18 protein-coding genes and 1 riboswitch are annotated in these 23,107 nt (G+C 56.7%); of the genes, 7 read left to right on the top strand and 11 right to left on the bottom strand.

Annotated elements, in window-relative coordinates; genetic code table 11:
* Positions 1-82: 82 nt before the first annotated feature.
* From NP603_RS02230 to NP603_RS02220, 3 genes are all read right to left on the bottom strand, one after another.
* Positions 83-1,735: a ShlB/FhaC/HecB family hemolysin secretion/activation protein gene (locus NP603_RS02230; RefSeq protein ID WP_256609297.1), complete on the bottom strand. Its 1,653-nt coding sequence runs from the start codon at positions 1,733-1,735 to the stop codon at positions 83-85.
* 220 nt (positions 1,736-1,955) lie between these two features.
* Entirely contained in the window at positions 1,956-3,560 is a 1,605-nt protein-coding gene (locus NP603_RS02225; protein WP_256609296.1) for a hypothetical protein, read from the bottom strand.
* A 66-nt stretch (positions 3,561-3,626) separates the two neighbouring features.
* Positions 3,627-4,400, bottom strand: coding sequence for a hypothetical protein (locus NP603_RS02220; protein ID WP_256609295.1), 774 nt, complete (start codon positions 4,398-4,400; stop codon positions 3,627-3,629).
* 37 nt (positions 4,401-4,437) lie between these two features.
* A riboswitch (cyclic di-GMP riboswitch) is annotated at positions 4,438-4,519 on the bottom strand.
* A 444-nt stretch (positions 4,520-4,963) separates the two neighbouring features.
* Here NP603_RS02220 and NP603_RS02215 point away from each other — a divergent pair.
* A complete protein-coding gene (locus tag NP603_RS02215; protein WP_256609294.1) occupies positions 4,964-6,094 on the top strand; it encodes a hypothetical protein in 1,131 nt (376 codons plus the stop codon).
* Between the two features lie 54 nt (positions 6,095-6,148).
* Complete coding sequence (locus NP603_RS02210) at positions 6,149-8,389, top strand: hypothetical protein (protein WP_256609293.1); 2,241 nt, start codon at positions 6,149-6,151, stop codon at positions 8,387-8,389.
* A 153-nt stretch (positions 8,390-8,542) separates the two neighbouring features.
* Here the strand turns inward: NP603_RS02210 and ppk2 are convergent, their stop codons facing one another.
* Together ppk2 and ilvA are read right to left on the bottom strand one after the other, a co-directional pair.
* Positions 8,543-9,325 (bottom strand): polyphosphate kinase 2, encoded by a 783-nt coding sequence (ppk2, locus tag NP603_RS02205; protein ID WP_256609292.1) that lies wholly within the window; start codon positions 9,323-9,325, stop codon positions 8,543-8,545.
* Positions 9,326-9,396: 71 nt separating this feature from the next.
* Entirely contained in the window at positions 9,397-10,920 is a 1,524-nt protein-coding gene (gene ilvA / locus NP603_RS02200; protein WP_256609291.1) for a threonine ammonia-lyase, biosynthetic, read from the bottom strand.
* A 152-nt stretch (positions 10,921-11,072) separates the two neighbouring features.
* On the opposite strand from ilvA, the gene rpiA reads away from it, so the two are divergent.
* The 5 genes from rpiA to NP603_RS02175 all read left to right on the top strand — a co-directional run bounded on the left by rpiA (position 11,073) and on the right by NP603_RS02175 (position 16,086).
* On the top strand, positions 11,073-11,750 hold the full coding sequence (gene rpiA, locus NP603_RS02195) for a ribose-5-phosphate isomerase RpiA (RefSeq protein WP_064021482.1): 678 nt from the start codon (positions 11,073-11,075) through the stop codon (positions 11,748-11,750).
* A gap of 222 nt (positions 11,751-11,972) precedes the next feature.
* Positions 11,973-13,646 carry a formate--tetrahydrofolate ligase gene (locus NP603_RS02190; protein ID WP_256609290.1) on the top strand — a complete coding sequence of 558 codons (1,674 nt, stop codon included), beginning with the start codon at positions 11,973-11,975 and terminating at the stop codon, positions 13,644-13,646.
* A 138-nt stretch (positions 13,647-13,784) separates the two neighbouring features.
* Positions 13,785-15,659, top strand: a complete 1,875-nt coding sequence (locus tag NP603_RS02185; protein ID WP_256609289.1) for a methyl-accepting chemotaxis protein — start codon at positions 13,785-13,787, stop codon at positions 15,657-15,659.
* A gap of 27 nt (positions 15,660-15,686) precedes the next feature.
* Complete coding sequence (locus tag NP603_RS02180; protein ID WP_256609288.1) at positions 15,687-15,881, top strand: hemerythrin domain-containing protein; 195 nt, start codon at positions 15,687-15,689, stop codon at positions 15,879-15,881.
* A complete protein-coding gene (locus tag NP603_RS02175) occupies positions 15,820-16,086 on the top strand; it encodes a bacteriohemerythrin (RefSeq protein ID WP_256609287.1) in 267 nt (88 codons plus the stop codon). The genes NP603_RS02180 and NP603_RS02175 overlap by 62 nt, the downstream gene beginning before the upstream one ends.
* A gap of 403 nt (positions 16,087-16,489) precedes the next feature.
* On the opposite strand, the gene NP603_RS02170 is transcribed toward NP603_RS02175, so the two are convergent.
* Genes NP603_RS02170 through NP603_RS02145 form a run of 6 tightly spaced genes read right to left on the bottom strand, consistent with a single transcriptional unit; the run spans position 16,490 to position 22,918 of the window.
* Complete coding sequence (locus NP603_RS02170; protein ID WP_256609286.1) at positions 16,490-17,035, bottom strand: chemotaxis protein CheW; 546 nt, start codon at positions 17,033-17,035, stop codon at positions 16,490-16,492.
* 20 nt (positions 17,036-17,055) lie between these two features.
* Positions 17,056-19,089, bottom strand: a complete 2,034-nt coding sequence (locus NP603_RS02165) for a methyl-accepting chemotaxis protein (RefSeq protein ID WP_256609285.1) — start codon at positions 19,087-19,089, stop codon at positions 17,056-17,058.
* Positions 19,090-19,130: 41 nt separating this feature from the next.
* Complete coding sequence (locus NP603_RS02160; RefSeq protein WP_256609284.1) at positions 19,131-21,341, bottom strand: chemotaxis protein CheA; 2,211 nt, start codon at positions 21,339-21,341, stop codon at positions 19,131-19,133.
* A complete protein-coding gene (locus tag NP603_RS02155; protein ID WP_256609283.1) occupies positions 21,338-21,670 on the bottom strand; it encodes an STAS domain-containing protein in 333 nt (110 codons plus the stop codon). Before NP603_RS02155 ends, NP603_RS02160 begins: the two co-directional genes overlap by 4 nt.
* A 34-nt stretch (positions 21,671-21,704) precedes the next feature.
* Positions 21,705-22,073 carry a response regulator gene (locus NP603_RS02150; protein WP_256609282.1) on the bottom strand — a complete coding sequence of 123 codons (369 nt, stop codon included), beginning with the start codon at positions 22,071-22,073 and terminating at the stop codon, positions 21,705-21,707.
* A gap of 20 nt (positions 22,074-22,093) precedes the next feature.
* The gene (locus NP603_RS02145; protein WP_371928725.1) at positions 22,094-22,918 is read right to left on the bottom strand and encodes a methyl-accepting chemotaxis protein; all 825 of its coding nucleotides are present in this window, start codon (positions 22,916-22,918) and stop codon (positions 22,094-22,096) included.
* Positions 22,919-23,107: the final 189 nt, after the last annotated feature.

Raw genomic sequence — 23,107 nt, 5'->3', positions numbered from 1 at the left:
GGTTTAACCTACAAAAACAAACCCAAATAAGACCATTAATAATTAATTACGAAAATATTACAATAACTCGGCGGATACTATTTTAAAACTCGGTTGCGATATTAAAATGCACGCGCGGATCGCCGCTTTGCACCGGCGCCAGGGTCGTGAACGGAATGCCGATATCCAGCGCACCGCTGAGTTTGCGCCACATCTGGAAGCGCACGCCGAAGCCGCCGCCGCTGAGGAAATTGCTGCGGACGTTGCCCGGCAACGCGTTCTTGATCCAGCCGCGGCCGACGTCCAGAAAACCCAGCAGCTTGAATTTGTTCAGAAACTCCCAGTCGCTCGGCCCCAGATGCGGCGAGCGCAATTCCAGCGAACCGAACACGGCATCGTCGGCCAGCGCCTGGGTCTCGAAATAGCCGCGCACGCTTTCGTCGCCGCCCAACGAGAATTGCTCGTTACTGATCAGCGGCGTATCGGCCACCTGCGCCGCGACGTGGCTGTACAGTTCCATACCCAGCGGCAGGTCGTGCTGGAATTTCAGATCGCCGGTCAAATACATGTAGTTGGCTTTGGCCAAATAACGTTTGTTCTCGAATTCCTTCTGGTTATTGCCCAAACCACGGAAGGAGAAATGTGCACCTATATCGAAACTGGTAAACGATTCGGCGCCGCGCAGGCTGCCGCTGTATTGCGCCAGAAACGGCACATAGCTGATCGGCGTCTTGATCGAATCGGCGCTGAGCAGATTCAAATCTTCCTGAAAGTCCTTGTAGTCCATGCCCAAGGTCGCGGTATGGAAATAATCCGCCAACGGTTTCAACGGCTTGACCAGCCGGGCGCCGTAAATGTTACCGATACCGATCACCGATAAGGCGCCGGCATTGGCGATCTGCGCGTTGGAAGACGAGCTGACCGCATACAAGGCCAGCCGGCTGTCGCCGTCGAACAGCGGCATCGCGTAAGTACCGGCCCAGACGTCGACTTCCGCGGTGTTTTCCGGCGAGACCTGGTACATCAGCGACGCGCTATGCAGCTCCTGCCACAGGTTGTCGTAACGCAGCGACGACACCAACCGCAAGCGCGAGGTGCTTGAGGTATTGCGGCCGTTCAATTCCACCTTGCCGTGAACCGGCAGTTCGTCCTTGACGTTCAAATCCACTTCCAGCGTGCCGGGGGTTTCCCCGGCGCGCAGCACCGGCACGATTTGCCGGTCCGGGCTTTGCCCGGCCAATTGCGTCAATTGCTGTTGCATGTTCTTGAAGTTGGGCACGTTGCCTTCCGCCAGTTCCGGTACGCCGGCCTTGATTTTGCCCAGCGAGAAATAGCGGCTGTCTTTAACCCGCAAGCGCGAGACCTTGCCTTCTAACACTTGCAGATAGACCACGCCGTTCTTGACGTCCTGTTCCGGAATATCGACCGCGACGGTCTGGTAGCCGTTGCTGCGGTACAGGTCTTCCAAGGCGGCGCGAGCGGCTTCGACGTTGTCGATGCTCTTGTTGGGGCCGAGGAAACGGTAGACCGTGCGTTCCAGTTGTTTTTTATCGAGCAAGGTGTTGCCCTTGACCCGCAATTCCAGCAAATCGAAGGTTGCCGGCGCTTGCGGTTCCGCCGCACCCTGCGCCGCTGCGGCTTGCTCCGGCACTGCCTGTGCCGCCGCCCCATTCGCCTGTGCAACCGCCATCAGGGTTGCTGCGGCGCAAACCAGCCTGAGCCATGGCCTGCGCGCTATCGTTCCGGTGTCCTGCATAAGTTGATATCGTGTCCCAAAGCCCGGTTTTCCCGCTGAAAACCGATAGCCCTAAATTCTATTGCGGCCAGGTTAAAACTTTATGACAGCGCCGTTACCGGCCACCCGCGATAACGGCTCCTGAAAAAGGCAAAACCAGCCGTCCGAAAACGACTGGTTTTACAGGTTTGGAGCCGTCCCTGGCTCCGGCCGGGATTGCCCCGGCTAACCGACTATCCGATTACAGTTGGCTTGCGCCGCCGCCCCAGATGGTCGGCACGCGGCAAGCGTTGGCCGGAGCGAAGGTGGTAGCGCCGGTTTTGACGGCGTGGCTGTAAGGGATCACCGGTCTGGCGGCGTCGAAACGGCCGTTCGATGGAGCGAAGTTGGAAGGAACGGCCAAGTAAGCGCCGTTACCGAAGGTATGCACGAAGCCGGCGTTCAAATCGGCCATGACCGAAGGCGAACCGGCAGATTTGATGATCGCATCGGCCAGAGTTTTCTTGTCGCCGGTCAACGGCAGAGACGAAGTGTTGTTACGGTATTGGAAGGTGTTTTCCGCCCAATCCTTATATTTGCCTTCGACAGCATTTGCCAAAGTTGGCGCTACGCCGTCGATTTTGACGAACTCGTAAGCCGCGTTGGCTCTTTCCAAGGACAGAATACCGATCGCCCAACGCTTGCCCCACTGGTTGGTGAAACCGGAAGCGGCATCGTTGCCGTTCTGCAAGTCGCGCAAGCAGGAATCCACACGGCCGGCACTGGTGTTGGAGTGAATGATTGCAACGCCGTCGCCTTCAGCGAAATCGCCATCTGTGGCTTCGGCCGGAGTTAAAGCGGATGCCGCGGTCGAGCAACCGTCACCCAGGAAGATGATGTTGGATTGGGCTTGGGTACCTGAACCGACGTCGCGACGGCAAGTGTGCAGGAACGGCGCATCCACCGGCGCCAAGTCAGCGATGGTGACCGAGCCGCCACCGAAGGCCGATACTGGCGTGGTTTGGGTCAAGGCCCAATCGTGCAAGCCGGGCGCAGTGGCACTGTTACCGACTTTCAACGCATTCCATTCATCCCATTTACCGGCATGGATCGAAGCAATTTGCGCCGAAGTCAGGCTAGGCATACAAGCTTCGCTGCGGTCGCCGATCAAGCAGGATGCCGGCAGGTCGTTGGTGAATTTTTGCGCGGCTTGCAGGGTTCTGTACAAGTCCCAGGTTACCGGCGCGCCGAAGTTCAATGCGGAGGCGGCTTTGACGGTCAATTTGGCAACGTCGTTGGCGCTGATATCGACACCGTTAATCGCGTTGTTGCCTCTGAACTGGATCGGATCGACATCCGACAAGCCCATGTCCGGGATTTGGTTGTTGTTGATGTTGCTGCACTGAATATCGGCTGGCGTGCTCAAATTGCCGGCGCTGATTTCGGTGCAACCGCTGGAGATGTTTAAAAAGGCCAGCGGCGTGGCTTGGGCCACCGGAGTCACACCAGTGCCGGAACCGCCGGTGTTGACTTTATAGATCAACAAGTTGGCGTTGGCCGGACCAGTTGGCAGGTTGGGATTTTTTACGCCGACCGCGCCGGTGTTGTTGGCTTTGCAGTAAAGCGCGAATTGCTCGGTGTTGCCGGGATCTCTGAAACGGTAAACCTGGCTGCTTGGGTCGCAAATACGATCGACCGGATCGACAGCGGTTGAAGTTACCAGGCGGTCGATAAAGGTCGCGGCAGCAGTAGCGCCGGAAATGTACAGCACGCGGGTCGTCGCCGGATCGATAGTCGGGATCGCCGCTTGCGCCGCTGCGCCGAACATTGCCGCGGAGATAGCCGCGCCTAATACTAATTTTTTCATGGTCGTGTCTCGTGTGGATTAAAACTGGAAAGCGGGCGGCGGCTTAACCGCCGCCCGTAAAACGGTTTACGCTGCAACCGCCCATTTGCGGCGGGTCGCACGCAGCAGGCCCATCAGGCCGGCGCCGAACATCCAGACTGCGCCCGGCAGCGGCACTTGGCTGACCGGGAATACTTTGTATTCCAGGGTATTGCCGGACAGCAGCCATTGGCCGGCGGCTTTGGTCACGTTGGTACCTTGCGCATACCAGAAATCGGCTTTTTGGCCGAAGGCGACTGCGGCAGCGGAACCTCCGGTAGTACCCCAAATATCGTCAGGCAAATTGCCTAAACCGGTTGCCCATTGGCCGCTACCAGGTGCATCAGTATCTGATACCAATTTACTGACATTCAGCGATGCGTCATTAGCCAAACCGACGTTGATCTCCTTGGCATGATTGGTAATTACGGTTGCCACACCACTAGTTGTCAGCGGAGCGTCGTATGCAGGTAGAGCATTACCTTCTTTTTGGGTGATGAACAATTTCGAAGAACGTCCCACTGCCAACACGTATTGCACGTTGGTCGGATTGTAAGTCGCTACCGAAGTCATTGCGGTCCAGTTGGCATCGCTGCTCAAATCGCGGAACACGGTATAAGACTCGTTGGAGACTTCAGGGATCAACTGAGCCAGGGTGATGCCCAAGTCCAGGCTGTAAGTCAGCTTGGAAACGCTGTCGTAGGCTTGGAAATACAACTCGCGGGTCGCATCGGTCGAACCCAATACCGAGATACTCGCGTTAGCCGCACCGGCGCCGGCCAACAGCGCGGCCGCAACCAAAGTTTTTGAGAATTTGTTCATTTTTAGCCTCATGTTTTAAAAAACCATAAATACACAAGGTGACAACCCGGCCATCTTGCCTGGCGGCAACATCCGTGGCTTTCCGTCCCCGCCTCGCGACGGGTTTGGCTTTTACACGCTTCCTAAGTCCAACTTTTGCACCGAAATGGCGCCGCTCTCCTTTTGCCACCGCCGCCTACTCCCTAACCTCTTCCCTCGCCGCTCCGTCTGCGTGCCGTCCCTGATCCCTAGCCGATCCGTAAACTTGATGAACCACCGCACCCTTCGGCGCTGTTCCAGTTGCGGCAAATTATTCCAGTTCAAATCGGCGTTTTTCGTTACGCGTCCGTTACAGTTTGATGAAACGTAATACAAACGTATTACACGGCCACCGGAATCGGCCGCGGCGGCACTAGCTATGCCGTTGTATTGCTTGCCGAATCGGCTGCATCGGTTAGTCCCGCCACAGCCGACTCGGCCGGACAGTGGCGGCTTGCCGGCCAAGTTGCGCCGCTGTTACAGTGGCGAATCGACTGGGCGCCGGTTTGCCGCGCGCCGCCAAATCCAAACCAGGCTGTTGCCGCATGACCGAAATTGACCTCTTACAGCAAGCCTTTCTAGGCGCTCAGCCGCCGGCCGGCGATTTGTCCGGCCTGGCGGCGGCGCTGAACCGCTGGTATCAGCAACATCCGCATTGCAATTTTCTGCATCCCTGCCAAATCGGCGGCCGCCCGGCCCTGGTGTGCCAGGCCGACCTGAGCCGGATCGATCCGGCGGCTTTCGCCGAATTGCAAGCCATCGCCGAACGTTATGCGCTGTTTCTGAAGGAAGACGCCCGCCGCGGCGAGCAAGCCTGGACCGGCGGCAACCGCCGGCGCGGATTGGGTTTGGTATTGAGTTTTTGTATCGGCCTCAGCGCCGTGTCGCGCAGCGTCGGCGCCGACGAATTGCTGCCGGTCAACGTGGTCGCCGGCAGCCAGCAGTTGCCCGGCCCGGCCGCCGCCGTTCAAACCGGCGTAACCGACCACCGCGGCGACGGCGTCATTCGTTTGCGCCACCGGCGTCCGCCCTCGGCCGAGGAAGTCCTTGCCGCCTACAGCCAAAAACAACCCACCCTAGCAACCGACGCCACTGTAGCCGCCGATATCGCCGAATTCCTCATTTCGCTCTACCAAAAAAAATCAGGCGACCCGGCCACACTAAGCGCCGACCTGCAAACCATCGCCGACTATTTTTCGCGTTATCCGCAGGCCGCCGCGTTGATCGACGAATTGCGCGGCCAAAAAATCGAGTTGAATTACCAGGCTGGCACCTGGCAAACCGTGGCTTTTGGTAACCAATTCGGCATAAGCAGCGTAACCATCCATTTCGACACCCGCCTCGGTGCGCAATTGCTCGGCGATCCCGGTTGCGACGCCACCCCGGCCTGCAGCATCGCCCCGGCCGATGCCTTGTTGCACGAATTGCTGCACGCCAAATTGATGCTGCTGGACAGCGCGCATTTCATCGCCGGCGGCGGCCTGGCGCCGGGACTGTACCCTTTCGAACACGAGCACGAAGTGATAGTCGAGGAAAACCGCCTGTTCCAAGCCATGAACCAAAGCGACGGCCGGGCCCGGCCGATCCGCCACCGCCATAGCGGCGAATTGCTGCAGGTCTCCTGCCCGGCCTGCATTCCGGTAAAGCAAGTTGCATCGGGCGAATTAAGCCTGTAAAACTAGCTGGAATCGTGAACCCCATAACAAAAATAACGAGTGCAGGAGAAGCGTATGCCCCAAGTATCCAGCCGTCCCACCGCCGACAAATGGCGTTTCGCCCAACTGGGTGGTTTCGATCAAGTCGAGTTGAAGCGCACCAGCGACTTGCTGGCATTACCGGAACTGGACCAGAAATTATGGGCGGCGCTGAGTTGCCCGACTCACGGCCTGTTCTTCGACCAAAAAACCCTGGATTTGCTCGACAGCGACCATGACGGCAGGATCCGGGCGCACGAGGTGTCGGCAGCGGTCAGTTGGGCCTGCCGGGTGCTGAAAAACCCGGCCGACCTGGTGCAACAAAAGCCGGTGCTACCGTTGGCGGCGATCAACGATCAGGATCCGGAAGGCAAACAGTTGCTGGCCTCGGCCAAGGAAATCCTGAAAAACCTGGGCAAAGCCGATGCCAGCGAAATCGGCGAGGACGATCTGGCCGACATGGCCAAAATTTTCGCCGACACCCGCTTCAACGGCGACGGCGTGATCCCGGCCAAAGCTGCAGCCGACGCCGCCGGCAGCGAATTGATCGAGCAGGTCATGGCCTGCTGCGGCGAAGTGGCCGACCGTTGCGGCGATCCGGGTATCGATCTGGAAAAAATCGAACTGTTTTTCAAGGATGCCGCCAGTTACCACGAGTGGTGGCAGCACTGCGATGCCGAAGCCTTGCAAATCCGTAAACAAATCGCCGACACCGAGGCGGCGGCGGCTTTGCTGGACAAGCTGAAACCGAAAATCGACGATTATTTCACCCGCTGCCAGCTGGCCGAATTCGACGCCGGTGCGGCCGCGTTGTTGAATCCGGCCGATAGCCGCTACGAACAACTGGCCGGCACCGATCTGTCGGCGGCCAACGCTGAGCTGGCCCAATTGCCTTTGGCGGCCATCGTCGCCGGCGCTGCATTGCCGCTCAACGCGGGCCTGAACCCGGCCTGGCGCGACGCCGTCGCCCAGTTCAAAACCCAGGTATTGCAGCCCTTACTCGGCGAACTGGACAGTTTGAGCTACGCGCAATGGCAGGACGTCAACGGCCTGTTTGCCGATTACCGCACCTGGCTGCAACAAAAACCGGCCACGGTCGTCGACAGTTTGGGGCCGGAGCGGATCAAGTTTTTACTAGAAAGCGGCGCCCAAGCAACGCTGACCGCGCTGGTCGAACAGGACCTGGCGGTCAAGGCTGAAGCCGAGGCTATCGATTCGGTGGTACGCTTGCAGCATTACTACCGCGACCTTTACACGCTGCTGAACAATTTCGTCTCGTTCCGCGATTTTTATTGCCCGCAACCGCGCGCCATTTTCCAGGCCGGCACGCTGTACCTGGACGGCAGAAGCTGCCAATTGTGCGTAAAAGTCGACGACATCGCCCAGCACAGCAAACTGGCCGAATTGAGCAAAATCTTTCTGGCCTACTGCGAATGCCGCCGCGCCGGCGACAACCGGAGCATGACCATCGTCGCCGCCTTCACCGACGGCGACAGCGACAATCTGCGCGTCGGCCGCAACGGCGTGTTTTACGACCGCGACGGCCTGGATTGGGACGCCACCATCGTCAAAATCGTCGAAAACCCGATCAGTATCCGCGAAGCTTTCTGGGCGCCATACAAACGGGTCGGCCGGATGGTCGGCGAACAGCTGGAAAAATCGGCCTCGGCCCGCGACAAAGCGGCGCACGAAGGCGCATTCAAAGGCGTAGCCGAGGCCGGAACCCAGGCCGAACAAGGCAAGGCGCCGCCGGCGCCGTTCGATGTCGCCAAATTCGCCGGTATCTTCGCCGCAATCGGCCTGGCGATCGGCGCGATCGGTACCGCGCTGGCCGCCGTGGTCAGCGGTTTCATGGCACTGCTGTGGTGGCAAATGCCGCTGGCGATCGTCGGCGTGCTGCTGGCCATCTCCGGCCCGTCGATGTTCATCGCCTGGCTGAAGCTGCGCCAACGCAACTTGGCGCCGTTACTGGACGCGTGCGGCTGGGCGGTCAATGCCAAGGCCTACATCAACATTCCGTTCGGCCATTTGCTGACCGATGTCGCCAAGCTGCCGAAAGACGCGGAACGGCAGCTGGCCGATCCCTTCGGCGAGAAAAAAAGCCCTTGGCCCAGCCTGATACTGTTGCTGGTTTTGCTGGCCGGTGCGGCATTTGCCTGGCATAAAGGCTATATCGGCCCGCAGCCGGAGGCGCCGGAAACCGCGGCTAAAGCCGAACCGGCAACCGCCGAACCCGCGCCGCCAGCCCCCGCCAAACCGGCCGAGGCGAAAAAATAGCGCGCACACTACTTCGTTCCCACGCTCCGGCGGGAGAATCGCAGCCCACTTCGACACGCGCTATGGGTTCCCACGGAGGACCGTGGGAACCAGAGAAAACCAGAGCAAACCCAAAAAGTCGATCGGCCAGTTCGCCTTAACCGGAGCGACCGGTCACGGCGCAATCATGCCGTTGTGCAAATAGCTTTCTTCGTAACTGAACACGATATTGGCATCCGGCAACACCAGAGCTTCGTTCTTGCCTTTGTAATCGAGCCGAAACAGCAAATCCTTGATCAAATTGATTCTGGCCAGTTTTTTATCGTCGGCTTTGACGATAGTCCACGGCGCCGACAAATGGTGGGTTCTGGCGAACATGATGTTGCGCGCCTCGCTATAGGCCTGCCAATGCTTTTGCGCTTCTTTGTCGATCGGGCTGATTTTCCATTGCTTTAACGGGTCTTTCTGGCGTTGGGCCAAGCGCTTTTTCTGCTCGCCCTTGCTGATGTCCAGGTAATACTTCAGCAACTTGATGCCGGAACGCACCAACAGTTGCTCGTAATGTGAAACCGTTTCGATGAACTCGTGGTATTCGTTGTCCGAACAAAAGCCCATGACCCGCTCCACCCCGGCCCGGTTGTACCAACTGCGGTTGAACAGCACCAACTCCTGCGCCGCCGGCAGATGTGCGGTATAGCGTTGAAAATACCAGGTACTGTTGTCGCGGTCGGACGGTTTGCCCAGCGCGACCACCCGGATTTCGCGCGGACTGAGATGCTGGATGATGCGTTTGATCGTGCCGTCCTTGCCGCCGGCGTCGCGGCCTTCGAACAAAATCAGAATCTTGTCGCCGTGCTTGATGATGTGATTTTGCAGCTTGACCAGTTCCACCTGCAGTTGTTGCAGCACGTCCTTGTAATCGGGTTTTTCCGCTTTTTCCGGGTGTTTTTTGCTCATGTCCGCCGCCTGTTCCGGGTTTAGTGTTCAGTGGAAAATAGCACGCTCCCGGAATTCTTGCCGAAACCGAGCTAAGCCGAAGCGCCGCCGGCAAACAAGCGGTAGGCCGGGTTATCGGTTTCCCGACGGTAAACCAGTTGCAACGCGTTCAGGCATTGTTCGAAATGCACCGATTCCGCGTCGCCGAGCTGCAAACCGATCAACACCTTGCCGAACGCGGCGCCGTGGTTGCGGTAATGAAACAGGCTGATGTTCCATTGACTGCCCAACGCCATCAAGAACTTCAACAATGCGCCGGGGCGCTCCGGAAATTGCAGGCTGTAAACCCGTTCTTTGACGTCGTATGGCGCATGGCCGCCGACCATGTAACGGATATGGTCCTTGGCCAACTCGTTACCGGTCATATCGGTCACGGCAAAGCTTTCTGCGGCCAGATGCTCTAGCAATTGTTGCCGGTCGGTCTCGGCGCCGCTGCTGCTGATGCCGACGAAGACTTGGGCCATGGTCGGGTCGAAATAACGGTAATTGAACTCGGTGATGTTGCGTTTGCCGAGCGCTCTGCAGAACTTCAGGAAACTGCCGGGCGATTCAGGAATGGCAACCGCCAGCAAAATCTCGCGATGCTCGCCGACCTGAGTCCGTTCGGCGACATAGCGCAAGCGGTCGAAATTGATGTTGGCGCCGCTGTCGATCGCGATCAAGGTCTGCTGCTGCAGACCATGGCGTTCGGCGTATTTCTTCAAGCCGGCCACGGCCAAAGCGCCGGCCGGCTCGGCCACCGAACGGGTATCGTCGAAAATGTCCTTGATCGCCGCGCAGATTTCGTCGGTACCGACCGTGACCACTTCGTCGACGAACTGCCGCGCAATCCGAAACGGCTCCGCGCCGATTTGCTTGACCGCGACACCGTCGGCGAATAGACCGACCTGCTCCAACACCACCCGCTCGCCGGCGCGTAACGCCTGGTTCAGGCAATCAGCGTCGTCGGGCTCGACGGCAACGACTTTGATCTCCGGCCGCACGAATTTGACATAGGCAGCGATGCCGGCAATCAAACCGCCGCCGCCGACCGGCACGAAGATGGCGTGAATCTCGCCGTTGCGCTGGCGCAAGATTTCCATCGCCACCGTACCCTGGCCGGCAATCACCTCCGGGTCGTCGTAAGGGTGAATGAAGGTCATGCCTTTCTCGGCGGCCAATTCCATGGCGTGGGCATAAGCGTCGTCGTAGGAGTCGCCGTGCAACACGGCTTTGGCGCCGCGCGCCTTGACCGATTTGACTTTGATTTCCGGCGTGGTTTTCGGCATCACGATCAAGGCCTTGATGCCGAGCCGTTTCGCCGCCAACGCGACGCCCTGGGCATGGTTGCCGGCCGAAGCGGCGATCACGCCGCTGGCTGTCTGTTCCGGGGTCAACGACGCGATCTTGTTATACGCTCCGCGCAGCTTGAAGGAAAACACCGGCTGCAGATCTTCGCGTTTAAGATAAACCCGGTTGTTGACGCGTTCGGACAAGGTTGGCGCATAGTCCAGCGGGGTTTCCTCGGCGACGTCGTAAACCCGGGCCCGCAATATTTTTTCTATGTAATTCAGCATCGCTATCCTCGGCGCGAGCATCCTGTTGCGCCCCGCATTCCTGGCCTTAAAAACTGCTGAGCGATCAGCGTTAATCGGTTATTATCCCATACAATGACGGGTTGAAAGCCGTGTCAGGATTCATAAGAGCATAACCATCAGGACCATCACACATGACTCAAGACGAATTAAAAAAACAAGTCGCCGCCGCCGCATTGCAATACCTGAAAAACGTACCGATCATCGGCATGGGCACCGGCTCGACGGTGACGCATTTGATCAACCAATTGGCCGACTGCAACTTCAAAAACGATATCGAAGCCGCCGTGTCCAGTTCGATCAAAACCACCGAGCACCTCAGATCGATCGGCATTAAAGTCATTGAATTGAACGACAGCGGCGACCTGGACATTTACGTCGACGGCGCCGACGAAGTCACTCCGCACCGCAAAATGTTGAAAGGCGGCGGCGGCGCGCTGACCCGCGAGAAGATCATCGCCGGCGCCAGCAAGAAATTCGTCTGCATCGTCGACGAAACCAAGTGCGTCGACGTGATGGGCAAGTTCCCGTTGCCGGTGGAAGTATTGCCGCTGTCACGCAGCTTCGTCGCCCGCCAATTGGTCAAACTGGGCGGCCAACCGATCTTGCGCATGAACAAGGAAACCGGCCAACCCTACATCACCGACAACGGCTGCGAGATTCTGGACGTGCACAATATGAGCATTGTCGACCCGATCGGCACCGAGCAAGCCATCAACAACATCCCCGGCGTCATCACCAACGGCCTGTTCGCGATGCGCGACGCCGATGTGGTGTTGGTCGGTAAAGGTAGCGAAGTCATCAGTTACTAAGCGCTTCATTCGGCGCGAACTCGCCGCCGCATCGGCGCGTCGAGTTCGCTGCCCATTTCACCGTCCAGCCAACCGCCTCCGCAAAACCGATTAACCTCAATATTTTTGGCGGCTTCCGCCGTTAAACCCTAAAATATCCGCCATTTGCGACGGCAGGCGCGCTCGGCCGTTCCAACCCGTTTAACCATTGCACCCTCCAAAGTATTTCAGGAACCGGAAAACATGTCAGACATCGAAATTGCCCAACAGGCAAAAATGCGCCCTATTATCGATTTGGCCGGCGAAAAATTCGCCATCCCGGCCGAACATCTCGATCCTTACGGCCATTACAAAGCGAAAATATCGTTGGAATACGTCAACAGTCTGGCCGATAAACCCGACGGCAAACTGATTCTGGTCACCGCCATTTCGCCGACTCCGGCCGGCGAAGGCAAGACTACGACCACGGTCGGCTTGGGCGATGCATTGAACCGGATCGGCAAGAAAACCATCATCTGCCTGCGCGAACCTTCGTTGGGGCCCTGCTTCGGCGTGAAGGGCGGCGCGGCCGGCGGCGGCTATGCCCAAGTGGTGCCGATGGAAGACATCAACTTGCATTTCACCGGCGATTTTCATGCGATCGGCGTGGCGCACAATCTGTTGTCGGCCTTGATCGACAACCACATCAACCATGGCAACAAGTTGGACATCGACCCGCGCCGCATCCAATGGAAGCGGGTGATCGACATGAACGACCGCGCCTTGCGGAAAATCACCATCGGCCAAGGCGGTCCGGCCAACGGCTATTTGCGCGAAGATGGCTTCGACATCGTGGTTGCCTCGGAAGTGATGGCAATTCTGTGTCTCGCCACCAGCCGCGCCGATTTGAAAGAACGCCTGGGCCGTATCGTCATCGGCTACAAATCCGACAAGGTCACGCCGGTTTATGCCAGCGACCTGAAAGCCCACGGCGCGATGGCGGCGATTTTGAAAGACGCGATCAAACCGAATCTGGTGCAAACTCTGGAAAACAATCTGGCCATCATCCACGGCGGCCCGTTCGCCAACATCGCCCACGGCTGCAACACCGTCACCGCCACCAAAACCGCATTGAAGCTGGCCGATTACGCAGTTACCGAAGCCGGCTTCGGTGCCGACTTGGGGGCCGAAAAATTTCTGGACATCAAATGCCGGATGTCCGGCCTGAAGCCGTCGGCAGTGGTGCTGGTGGCCACGGTAAGGGCGTTGAAATTCCACGGCGGCGTAGCCAAGGACGAACTGAACCAGGAAAATCTGGCCGCCCTTGAGCAAGGCTTCGCCAACCTGGAACGACATTTGAGCAATATTCAAGACCACTACGGCCTACCCTGCGTAGTCAGCATCAACCACTTCACCTTCGATACCGACGCCGAAATCGAATTGCTGAAACGCAAGTGCGAAGCTCTGGGCGCCAAATGCGTGATCGCCAAACACTGGGCGCATGGCGGCGCCGGCGCCGAGGACTTGGCGAAAGAAATATTGAACATCGTCGATAACCGCGAACCGGGTTTCAACTACGTCTACGACGACGAACTACCGTTGTGGAACAAGATCGAAGCCATCGCCACCAAGTTATACGGCGCCGGCAAGGTCAGCGCCAGCCCGAAAGTAATGGGCGAAATCAAAGCCTTGCAGGCCAACTACGGCCATTTCCCGATCTGCATGGCCAAAACCCAGATGTCGTTCTCGACCAACGCCAACGCCAAAGGCGCACCGAGTGGCCATACTGTGGAAATCAGCGAAGTGCGGCTGGCCAACGGTGCCGGCTTTATCGTCGCCATCGCCGGCGACATGATGACAATGCCGGGCCTACCGAAAACTCCGGCAGCGGAACGGATAGATATCGACGACAACGGCGTGATCAGCGGTTTGTTCTAGCCGCTACTTATCGGACCGAGCGAGCTGGCGGCAGGCCGGCTCCGCACTATCCCGCTATGCTTATGCAATCGCGTGTCTGCCGCTATTGAGTTGAATGGCGAAGCCGATATTTGATCCGAAATCCACCGAGGTGATGCCATGTTCGACCTGCGCTCGCTGAAATTCAGCCATAAAATCGCCGCACTTTCGTTATTGCCGTTAGCCGGCTTGCTGCTAATGGCTTCCTTTGTGGTTCGCAACCAGTTGCACCAGATGCATGCGGCCGACAATGTCGCGGCATTGGCCGGGTTCTCGGTGCTGGCCAGCGATCTGGTCCACGAATTGCAGAAAGAGCGCGGCTTGTCGGTCGGTTTTCTCGGCAGCGGCGGGCGGAAATTCAAAACCGAATTGGAACAGCAGCGGCGGGCAACCGACGCAAAACTGGCAAAGCTGGACGGTTTTCTGCAGAGTTTCGCTGCACGCACCGCCGATTATTTTTCCGAGGGTTTGGCGGACGCCGAGCGGCGTATCGCCCAGTTAAGCCAAACCCGCTCGGGAGTGGACGGCTTGAACGCCGGTGGCGAAGCCACCGTAAACTACTATTCGGAACTGAATGCGGCTTATCTGGCGATTCTGGCCCAATTGCCGAAATTCAGTGCGGACCCGCGGCTCAGCCAGCAGTTAGCCGCGTATGCCAACTTTCTGAAAGGCAAGGAACAGGCCGGGATCGAACGCGCGGTGCTGGCCAACACGTTTGCCAAAAACGCGTTCGGTCCTGGCATGTACCAGAAGCTGATCGCACTGATTGCACTACAAAACGCCTACCTCGACTTGTTCGCGGCGACGGCTCCGGACAATTATCTGGAATTTTCCGATAAAACCTTGCGCGGCCAATTCGTCGACGAAACCGCGGCGATGCGGCGCAAAGCGTTGGCCGATAACGGCGGCCAAGGTTTCGGCGTCGATCCGGCACACTGGTTTGCAATGCAAACCGGCAAAATCAACCTGTTAAAAGAAATCGAGGACTACATCGCCGGCGACATTACCGCAACATCGAACGCGATCAAACAGGACGCCCAATGGCAACTGCTGCTCAACTGCCTTTTGGTGATGACGGTACTTGGTCTGTCGCTCGGATTATTCTGGTTCCTGCGCCAAGACATTACCGAACAATTGGGCGGCGAACCGGCTCAAGTCAAAGCCTTAGCGGTTAAAGTCGCTACCGGGGAACTCGCGGCGCAAAGCAACCGGCAGGCGGCAAACTACAGCGGGATCTTGGCGGCGATGCTGAGTATGCAGCAGCGCTTGACCGATGTGGTGACCGCGCTACGCGATTGCTCGGAGCAAATCTCGCAGGCGGCCGACGAAGTCAGCCGCGCCGCGCAAACCCTGAGCCAAAGCAGTTGCCAACAAGCGGCCGGCATCGAGCAAACCAGTGCCGCGCTGGAACAGTTGAGCGGCTCGGTCGCACACAACCAACAAAACGCCAGCTCGACCGAGCAAATTGCGCAATCGGCGGCTGAATCGGCGCAAAACGGCGCCAAGGTAATAGGGCAAACCGTCGCGGCGATGCAAAAAATTGCCGAAAAAATCGGTTTGATCGAAGGCATCGCCTACCAAACCAATCTATTGTCGTTGAACGCATCCATCGTCGCCGCCAAGGCTGGCCAGCATGGAGCCGGATTCTCGGTAGTGGCCGGAGAAGTCCGTAAATTGGCAAACCGTAGCCAGTCCACCGCCACCGAAATCGGCGAATTGGCGCAGTACGGTTTGCAAATCGCCCAAAAAGCCGGCGACATTTTCGCGGAAATGCTGCCCAGCATCGCAAATACCGCAAATTTAGTACAGGAAATCGTAACGGCCTCGGAACAACAGGCGGTAGGTGTGCATCAAATTAACCAAGCGATGGCACAACTAAATACAGCTATCCAGCACAATGCCGCCGCTTCAGAACAACTGGCAGCCACGGCCGAAGCGCTCAACGAGCAAAGCCAAAACCTGGTGGCACAAATCGGATTTTTTAAGATCCGCTAATTAACCAAAATCGAGGTGGAATTCGCTATGAAGCAATTTGAATGGAGCGACGATTATCTGGTGGCCGAAGAAGCCATCGATGGGCAACACCGGCAACTGTTTGCGCTGGCCAACGATTTGATCCAATCCGAAAAACCAAGCCCAACTTCAGGAGAATGTAATGCGGTTGTACCGGCATTGCCGGGAACATTTCGAGGCCGAGGAATCCTTCATGAAGAATAACGCCTACCCGTCCGCCCAAGCCCATACCGCGTCGCATAATCTGATGCTGGACAAACTGGTCGAGGCCAGCCGGAAGATCCAGCACGGAGATTGGCGCCAGAACGATACCTTGACCTTTATGCGCGAATGGATTCAGCACGTTCAGAATGAAGACAGGGCAATCGGCGAATATTTCCGCAATAAAGGCCAGGAACTTGAAGCTTGATAGGATCAGAATCGTTCGCGCTGAGCAGGGGAGGAGCGCAAACGATCCTTTTTGAACGAAGATACGCCGCAACATGCGGCGGCGGCTGTCGATAAAAAGCGATTGGCTTGTCTGGGATTGCCTTAGTCGCGCCTATCGACACGCACTTTACTTCAGCGCTTAGTCGAGTGAGCCCTCTACCCCGCACAGTTCAATCGGTGGGGGGCAATCGCAGTTGGAGGAGCCTCTAAAATTTATCCGTTCTTGCTTCGAAAAGCTCAGCACGAAGGGATAATGCTCCGACATATATAGGGATACCGTTAGCACTGAGTTTATCTAAGTTCAATTTTTAAAGCTTCCCTTGCGTCTTGGTCGTTAGGTCAATGCCCGTCACACACCACAATGACCTAGCGGCAAGCCCTCCTCACTCTGCCGGCGCCGAACGTAGCGCTTCTGCCTCGGTCAATTCGCCGAGCATGGACAGTTCCTCCAAAGACAACACTCGATCCAAAGCCAGCAGGATGATAAACACGTCGTCTATCCGTGCCATGGCTTCGATAAAATCGGTACGAATATCGGCTCCGAAATCGGGTGCAGGTTGAATATTCGCCGCCGGAATTTCCAGGATTTCCCGGACTTCGTCGACCAGCATCCCGACCAACTGCAGAGTTTCGTTGATCTCCATCGCTACCAGCACGATGCAACTGCGCTTGCTGACTTGAGACGGCGAACGGCTCAATCGTGCCGACAGGTCGATTACGGCGACGACGTTACCGCGCAAATTGATCACGCCGTGGATATAGTCCGGCGTCAGCGGGACGCGGGTAACGCTGGCAATTTCGATGATCTCCTTGACGTCGAGGATACTGACCGCAAACGTTTCGCCACCGACCAAAAAGGTCAGGTACTGACCAACCTGCTCCTGTGCTGCCACCGCGGTCGCGGTTTCTTTCCGAATCAGACTACTCATCTCATGATGCTCCGGCAGCGTTAGAAACGTTCGAAATCCGCTTCGTTGAAGTCCAATGAATTCTCGGCGCCACCGGCCGAGACGTTGGGCTTCGGCGCACGCGCCGGCTTGGCGACCGAGCGGGGTGAGCGGCCGGCGCTATTGCCGCGACCGGCTCCCTGGCTTTTTTTGGCATTACCGTCCAGTTTGAAAAACGCAACCACTTGCTGCAACTGTGCGGCCTGACCGTTCAACTCTTCGGCGGTGGCCGCCAACTCTTCGGCGCTAGCCGCGTTCTGCTGAGTGGCTTTATCCAATTGGCGCATGGCGTCGTTGATTTGGTTGATGCCGCCGGATTGTTCGACCGACGCGGCATTGATTTCCTGCACCAAATCGGAGGTTTTAACGATGTTGGGTACCACCGCCGTAATCAAATTACCGGCTTTTTCGGCGATAGCGACGCTGTTAGTGGCCAGTTCGTTGATTTCCTCGGCGGTAATCCGGCTGCTTTCGGCCAGCTTGCGTACCTCGGCCGCAACTACGGCAAACCCCTTGCCGTGTTCGCCGGCGGAAGCGGCCTCGATGGCCGCGTTCAACGACAACAAATTGGTTTTGTAAGCGATGTCTTCGATCAAACCGATTTTTTTGGCGATATTTTTCATCGCGTTAACGGTTTCGGTCACCGCGTCGCCGCCCTGGCGGGCTTCGTTGGCGGATTTGGTGGCCATTTGCTCGGTGACATGGGCATTTTCGGTGTTTTGTTGCACCGACGCGTTGAGCTGTTCGATCGATGTTGTGGTTTCTTCCACACTAGCCGCCTGTTCGGTCGCCATCTGACTCATGGCTTGGGCGGTGGCGCTGACTTGCTCGGATGCGCTGGACAAAGTATCGGAATTCGCGCGCACTTGGCTCACCACGCTACTCAACTGGTCGCGCATATCGCGCAAGGCCTGCGCCAATTGGCCGATCTCGTCCTTGCCGTTCACATCCAGTTTTGCCGTAAGATCGCCCTCGGCCAGCGATTTGGCAAATTGGACGCCGACGATGATCGGCACCGTGATCAAATTAGCCAGGAACATGGCAATGATAATGCCCAGGACCAATGCCACTACGATGGTGCCGATGATGATTTTGTTAGCTTCACTGACCAGAACATCGGCCTGCTCGCGGGCTACTTCCAATTGGGCGTATCCGGCTTCTTCAGCAGTTTGAGCCAGTTTGATCACATTATCGCCGGCTTCCAGCATTTCCTTACGCACTACGTTCAGTTTGTCATCATTCTCTATCCATTTTTCGGCAGCCTCCCGATAGCTGCGGGTACTGCTACGCGCGGTTTCGATCAGGCGCAGAGCCTCTTCGCTGTTTACTATCTTCTGCAAATCGTCATAGTATTTCATCAACTCGGGCAACAGGGTCTGCATCTTTTTCCAGGCCACCCGATTCTTGTAATTCACTTCCTCCTTTTCCGCGCGCATGATTTCCATGGCTTTGATGTAGATGTTGGTAGCACCAATATAGCGCTGTACGTAGGCATCCAACTCCTGACCGGTTGCCCCTTTCTTCTGCGCTTCCTGATAAAGCCTTACTTGCCGATCAAGAAAATCGTCTGCTGCCTTAGCCACATCCTGACCTTCGTTGACCATGGCATCCACCGCCGCTTTGTTGTCGCGAACCGCCGTTACTACATCTTTGAACTTCTGGCCGAATTTCAGGGTTCCTTCGCGCGCCGCCTTGGACTGGCCCAATAACTCGGTATTGTTGTATTTTTTGGCGACTTGGTCGACCTTGTCCAGATACTCCAGCAAGGTCTTCATGTTGTCTTCGACTTTCTGCGCGTCTTCGTCGCTCTGTGAAATCCGATAGGCCCGCTGCGCCATAATGGTCTGCAACGCCATCCTTTCCACTCCGGTGGCGTATTCCACCGATTTGCCGTTATTGTCAGTGATATTGAACAAGGCTCCCGCCACGTCACCAATATAAATTTTCGACAGCACGCCGAAAGCGATGGTGATAGTCACCAACAACATCGCACCGGTCAGGATCTTGGTTTTTATTTTCAAATCGTTGATGTTCATCTGCTCTTCCCCTGTTGTTATTTTTTGGCGCTCCGCCAAAATCAGACCCTGCGTAGCGCCGGCTTATGGGCCAACGCCTTGGGTTTATGGTCGATAGCGGCTTGGATCAGACCTTGCACGTCCAGTATCAACGCGACGGTGCCGTCACCCAGGACCGTGGCGCCGGTGATGCCTTTTAAGCGTTCGAAGACCTTGCCCAACGGCTTGATGACCGTCTGGTGTTCGCCGTGCAATTCGTCGACCACCAAACCCGCTTCGGTCTGGCCGAATTTGACGACGACCACGCTCTCGCGCTGATTGGCGTTGGCAGTGGTGTTGCCGAAATAATCGCCCAGCCGCAAATACGGCAGTACCCTGCCGCGCAGGTTGATGTAATGTTGAATCTCGTCGATCTCGCATTCGTTGGCCGACATTTCGATACATTCGTCGACCATGCTCAACGGAATGATGTAGCGCTCGGACGCAGTCCCTACCATGAAGCCGTCGATGATCGCCAAGGTCAGCGGTAGGCGAATCGAAATAGTGGTGCCTTGGCCTTCCTCGCTGTCGATTTCGACCGAACCACGCAAAGCCTCGATGTTTTTCTTGACCACATCCATGCCGACGCCGCGCCCGGAGAGGCTGGTAGCCTGGTCTTTGGTACTGAGACCGGCGGCAAAGATCAAGTTGTAAATCTCCCGCCGCGACAAGCCGTGGTCTTTCTTGACCAAGCCGTTCGCCAGGGCTTTTTCCAGGATTTTTTCGCTGTTCAAGCCGGCGCCGTCGTCGGCGATTTGAATCACGATGTGGCCGGACTCGTGGTAAGCATTGAGCTGCACGGTGCCTTGAGCTGGTTTTCCTGCCGCTAGCCGCTGTTCGGGATGTTCGATACCGTGATCCAAGGCATTGCGAATCAAATGGGTCAACGGATCCTGAATTTTCTCCACTACGGTTTTATCCAACTCGGTTTCCCCGCCGCTGATCAACAGTTGGATATCCTTATTCAATTCCTTACTGACGTCGTGTACCACCCGGCGGAAACGCGAAAAAGTATCGCCGATTTGCACCATGCGCAATTCCAGGGCGGTGTCGCGAATACTATTGACCAATGCGTTCATGCCGGCGGCAATATCGCTGGCGTCGGACAAGCCGTGCTTTTCGACGATCAAATTCATCGCTGCGCTGGAAATCACCAATTCGCCGACCAGATTGATCAGATGGCCTAACTTGGTCGCATCGACCCGGATGTAGTTGGCCTCGCTGGCTATTTTTTGCTTGGTTTGTTCCTGCTTCTTTAGCGCTTGGTCGATCAACGGCTGTTGCACAACATGCTGTTCTACCAGAATTTCGCCCAGCGGTTTCGGTTTTGCGCCATCTACGGTTTGGCTTTCGACACTCGCTGTTTGCGCCTGAAGGGCGTGCTCGACATCATGCTCGGTCAATGCTCCTACCTGGACCAGCATGTCGCCTATCCGACGCACTTGGGTTTCGTCCTGAGCGTCCAATAAAGCCAAATATTCGCCGATTTTGGCGTTGGGCGGCAGAATCTTGATCTCGCAGTCGTCTGCGGCGAATTCGAAAACTCGTTCGATGGTTTCCTTGGTAGCCTCGCTCTGAAAGGCGATTTTGAAGTGCAGATAACAACTTTCCGGGTCCATTGCTTCGCCGCTCGGCATACCGTTGGCGGCGGTCAAAATCTGTTTGATATCGCCTAGGGTTTTCAAGTAGCGTAAAAACGATAACGGGTCGATACCGTCGCGAAACGAATCTTGCTTGAATTCCAGCGATATCAGCCAATGTTCGTCGACCGAAATCTCGCCGCCGCCCTCGCTGAATATCTTTTCGTCAGCACTGCCGGTTCCTTGCTGAATCGCGGTTTGTACCCCGCCGTTCAATTGCGAGATCAGACGCAATCCGGTTGCAGCCAATTCTGCTGGCAAAGCCGGACCGTTGGCGTTCAGGCAATGCTCGATCAATTTGGCGACGTGGTCTTTGCTTTCCAGCAACACCGCGATCAAATTCGAATCGATAGCCCGTTCGCCCTGGCGCACCTTATCCAGCAGGGTCTCGGCTTCGTGGGTGAACGCGACGATAGGCTCGAAACCGAACAGTCCGGAAGAGCCTTTGATGGTATGCATCGCCCGAAACAGGGAATTGACGGTTTCGCTGTTGTCCGGATCCTGGTCCAGACTCAGCAGCGCATCTTCCATATCGGCCAATAATTCTTCGGCTTCCTGAGCGAAGATGGCTAGCGCGGTATCCAGTTCGTTCATAACGACTTCCAATCGGCGGAGATGACTATCGGATCGCCGAAATGCGTGCTCAGATTGAGCAATTCCAAAACCTCGACGACCGCTTCGCTGTGTCGGGCCAAACTCAACTCGACCCTTTTTGCTGCGGCTTCCTGCTTTAAAAACATTAACAACTGTACTCCGGCGCCGTCAATTTCGGCGACGCCGGCCAGATCGATCTGCATCTCCTTGACCGTATCCAGATAGTTCGATAACGCCTGTTTCAATTCGGATACGTTGTAGATAGACACCTCGCCGTCGATAACGAGGTGGACGCTATCCGGTTGCTGTTGTTTGACTTCGATCGCCATGGTGGTTGCCTCCTGGGGCCGGGCGAGAATCGGATTAAGGCAACACCAATTTGGAGACCGCATCCAGCAAGGTAGGCGCCTGAAACGGCTTGGTCAGCCAAGCCTTGGCACCGGCGGCTTTACCGGCTTGCTTCTTATCGTCCGCCGCTTCCGTGGTCAGCATCATGATCGGGGTGAACTTGTAGGCCGCCAATTTTTTGATTTCCTGGACCAAGGTAATGCCGTCCATGTTGGGCATGTTGACGTCGGAAATAATCAGATTGATTTTTTGTCCGGTCAATTTAGTCAACGCGTCTTTGCCGTCGCAAGCCTCGATTACATCGTAGCCGGCTCCCTTCAGGGCTATACCGACCACTTGGCGGATCGACGCTGAATCGTCAACAATCATGATGGTTTTGGCCATTGTTTCTTCCTTAACAGTTCTTAGAAAAAGGTTATCTCTTCGCTGCCCGAGGAACTTTGGTGGTTAACCGCCGCGGAAGCTGAGTGGTTCAATAACTCCTCCGGCATCGTGTAGGTCAGCTCCATTCTGGACAAAGTCTCACTAACATCCAGGCTATCGGCGTGGCGGGTTCCGGCGGTTCTGATTCCATCCACCGTTCGCTGTAAACTGTTCAAGTTATGTTCGACGTGGGACAGCATCTGGCTGACGCGATCCTGAAACTGAAAAGCAGTAAGCACGCTGTAAATCTCGTCGCGAATCTGCGCGCTGTTGCCACGGAGATTGTCGGCATCGTCCTTGAACATATCCAGCGCTTTGTGCAGATCGTCGAGCGCGGTGCGAATCGCCTGTTCGGCGTCGCGAATGGCTTTGTCGTCGGAAGTACCGGACGCCTCTGACATTTTCAGCGTGGAAGCCATCGCCAAATTGATACCTTCGATCGCACGGCTGATCTTTTCGCCGGTTGCCGACGAGAAGCCGGCCAATTTCCGCACTTCATCGGCCACTACGGCAAATCCGCGGCCGTTTTCGCCGGCGCGCGCGGCTTCGATCGCGGCGTTCAAGGCCAGCAAGTTGATCTGTTCGGCGACCTTGCGCACCTCCTGGGCCATCGAATCCAGTTGCTTGGTATGGGTCGACAATTTCCTGACCTCATCGACCACGGCGTGCTCGACGTCTTGAATTTGGCTCAACACTCGCAAAACCGTAGTCAGCGCTTCCCGGGTTTCGTTGAATAACACGTCGACACCCCGGTCTTGGCGGTGTCGGCTGCCACCGGCAATCAAACGCTCCAGTTGGCTGACCATCGCCGCGAAACGGTCGGTCAGCACAGTGATTTCCTGCTCGGTGTGGGTACGCGAGGTCTGTACTTGGCGCAGCAGAATCGGAACCACCTGCAAAAATAAACGCTCCAATTCAACCACGTAAGATTCGAGATCTTTTAGTTTTACCTCTTCGTCACCGCGCCACGCCCGGTTCACTTCGTTTAAAATTGC

It is taken from the genome of Methylomonas aurea (genome assembly GCF_024505045.1).
Lineage (GTDB): Bacteria > Pseudomonadota > Gammaproteobacteria > Methylococcales > Methylomonadaceae > Methylomonas > Methylomonas aurea.
Note: the sequence above shows the minus strand (reverse complement) of the source record. Positions and strands in the feature narration are given on the sequence as shown.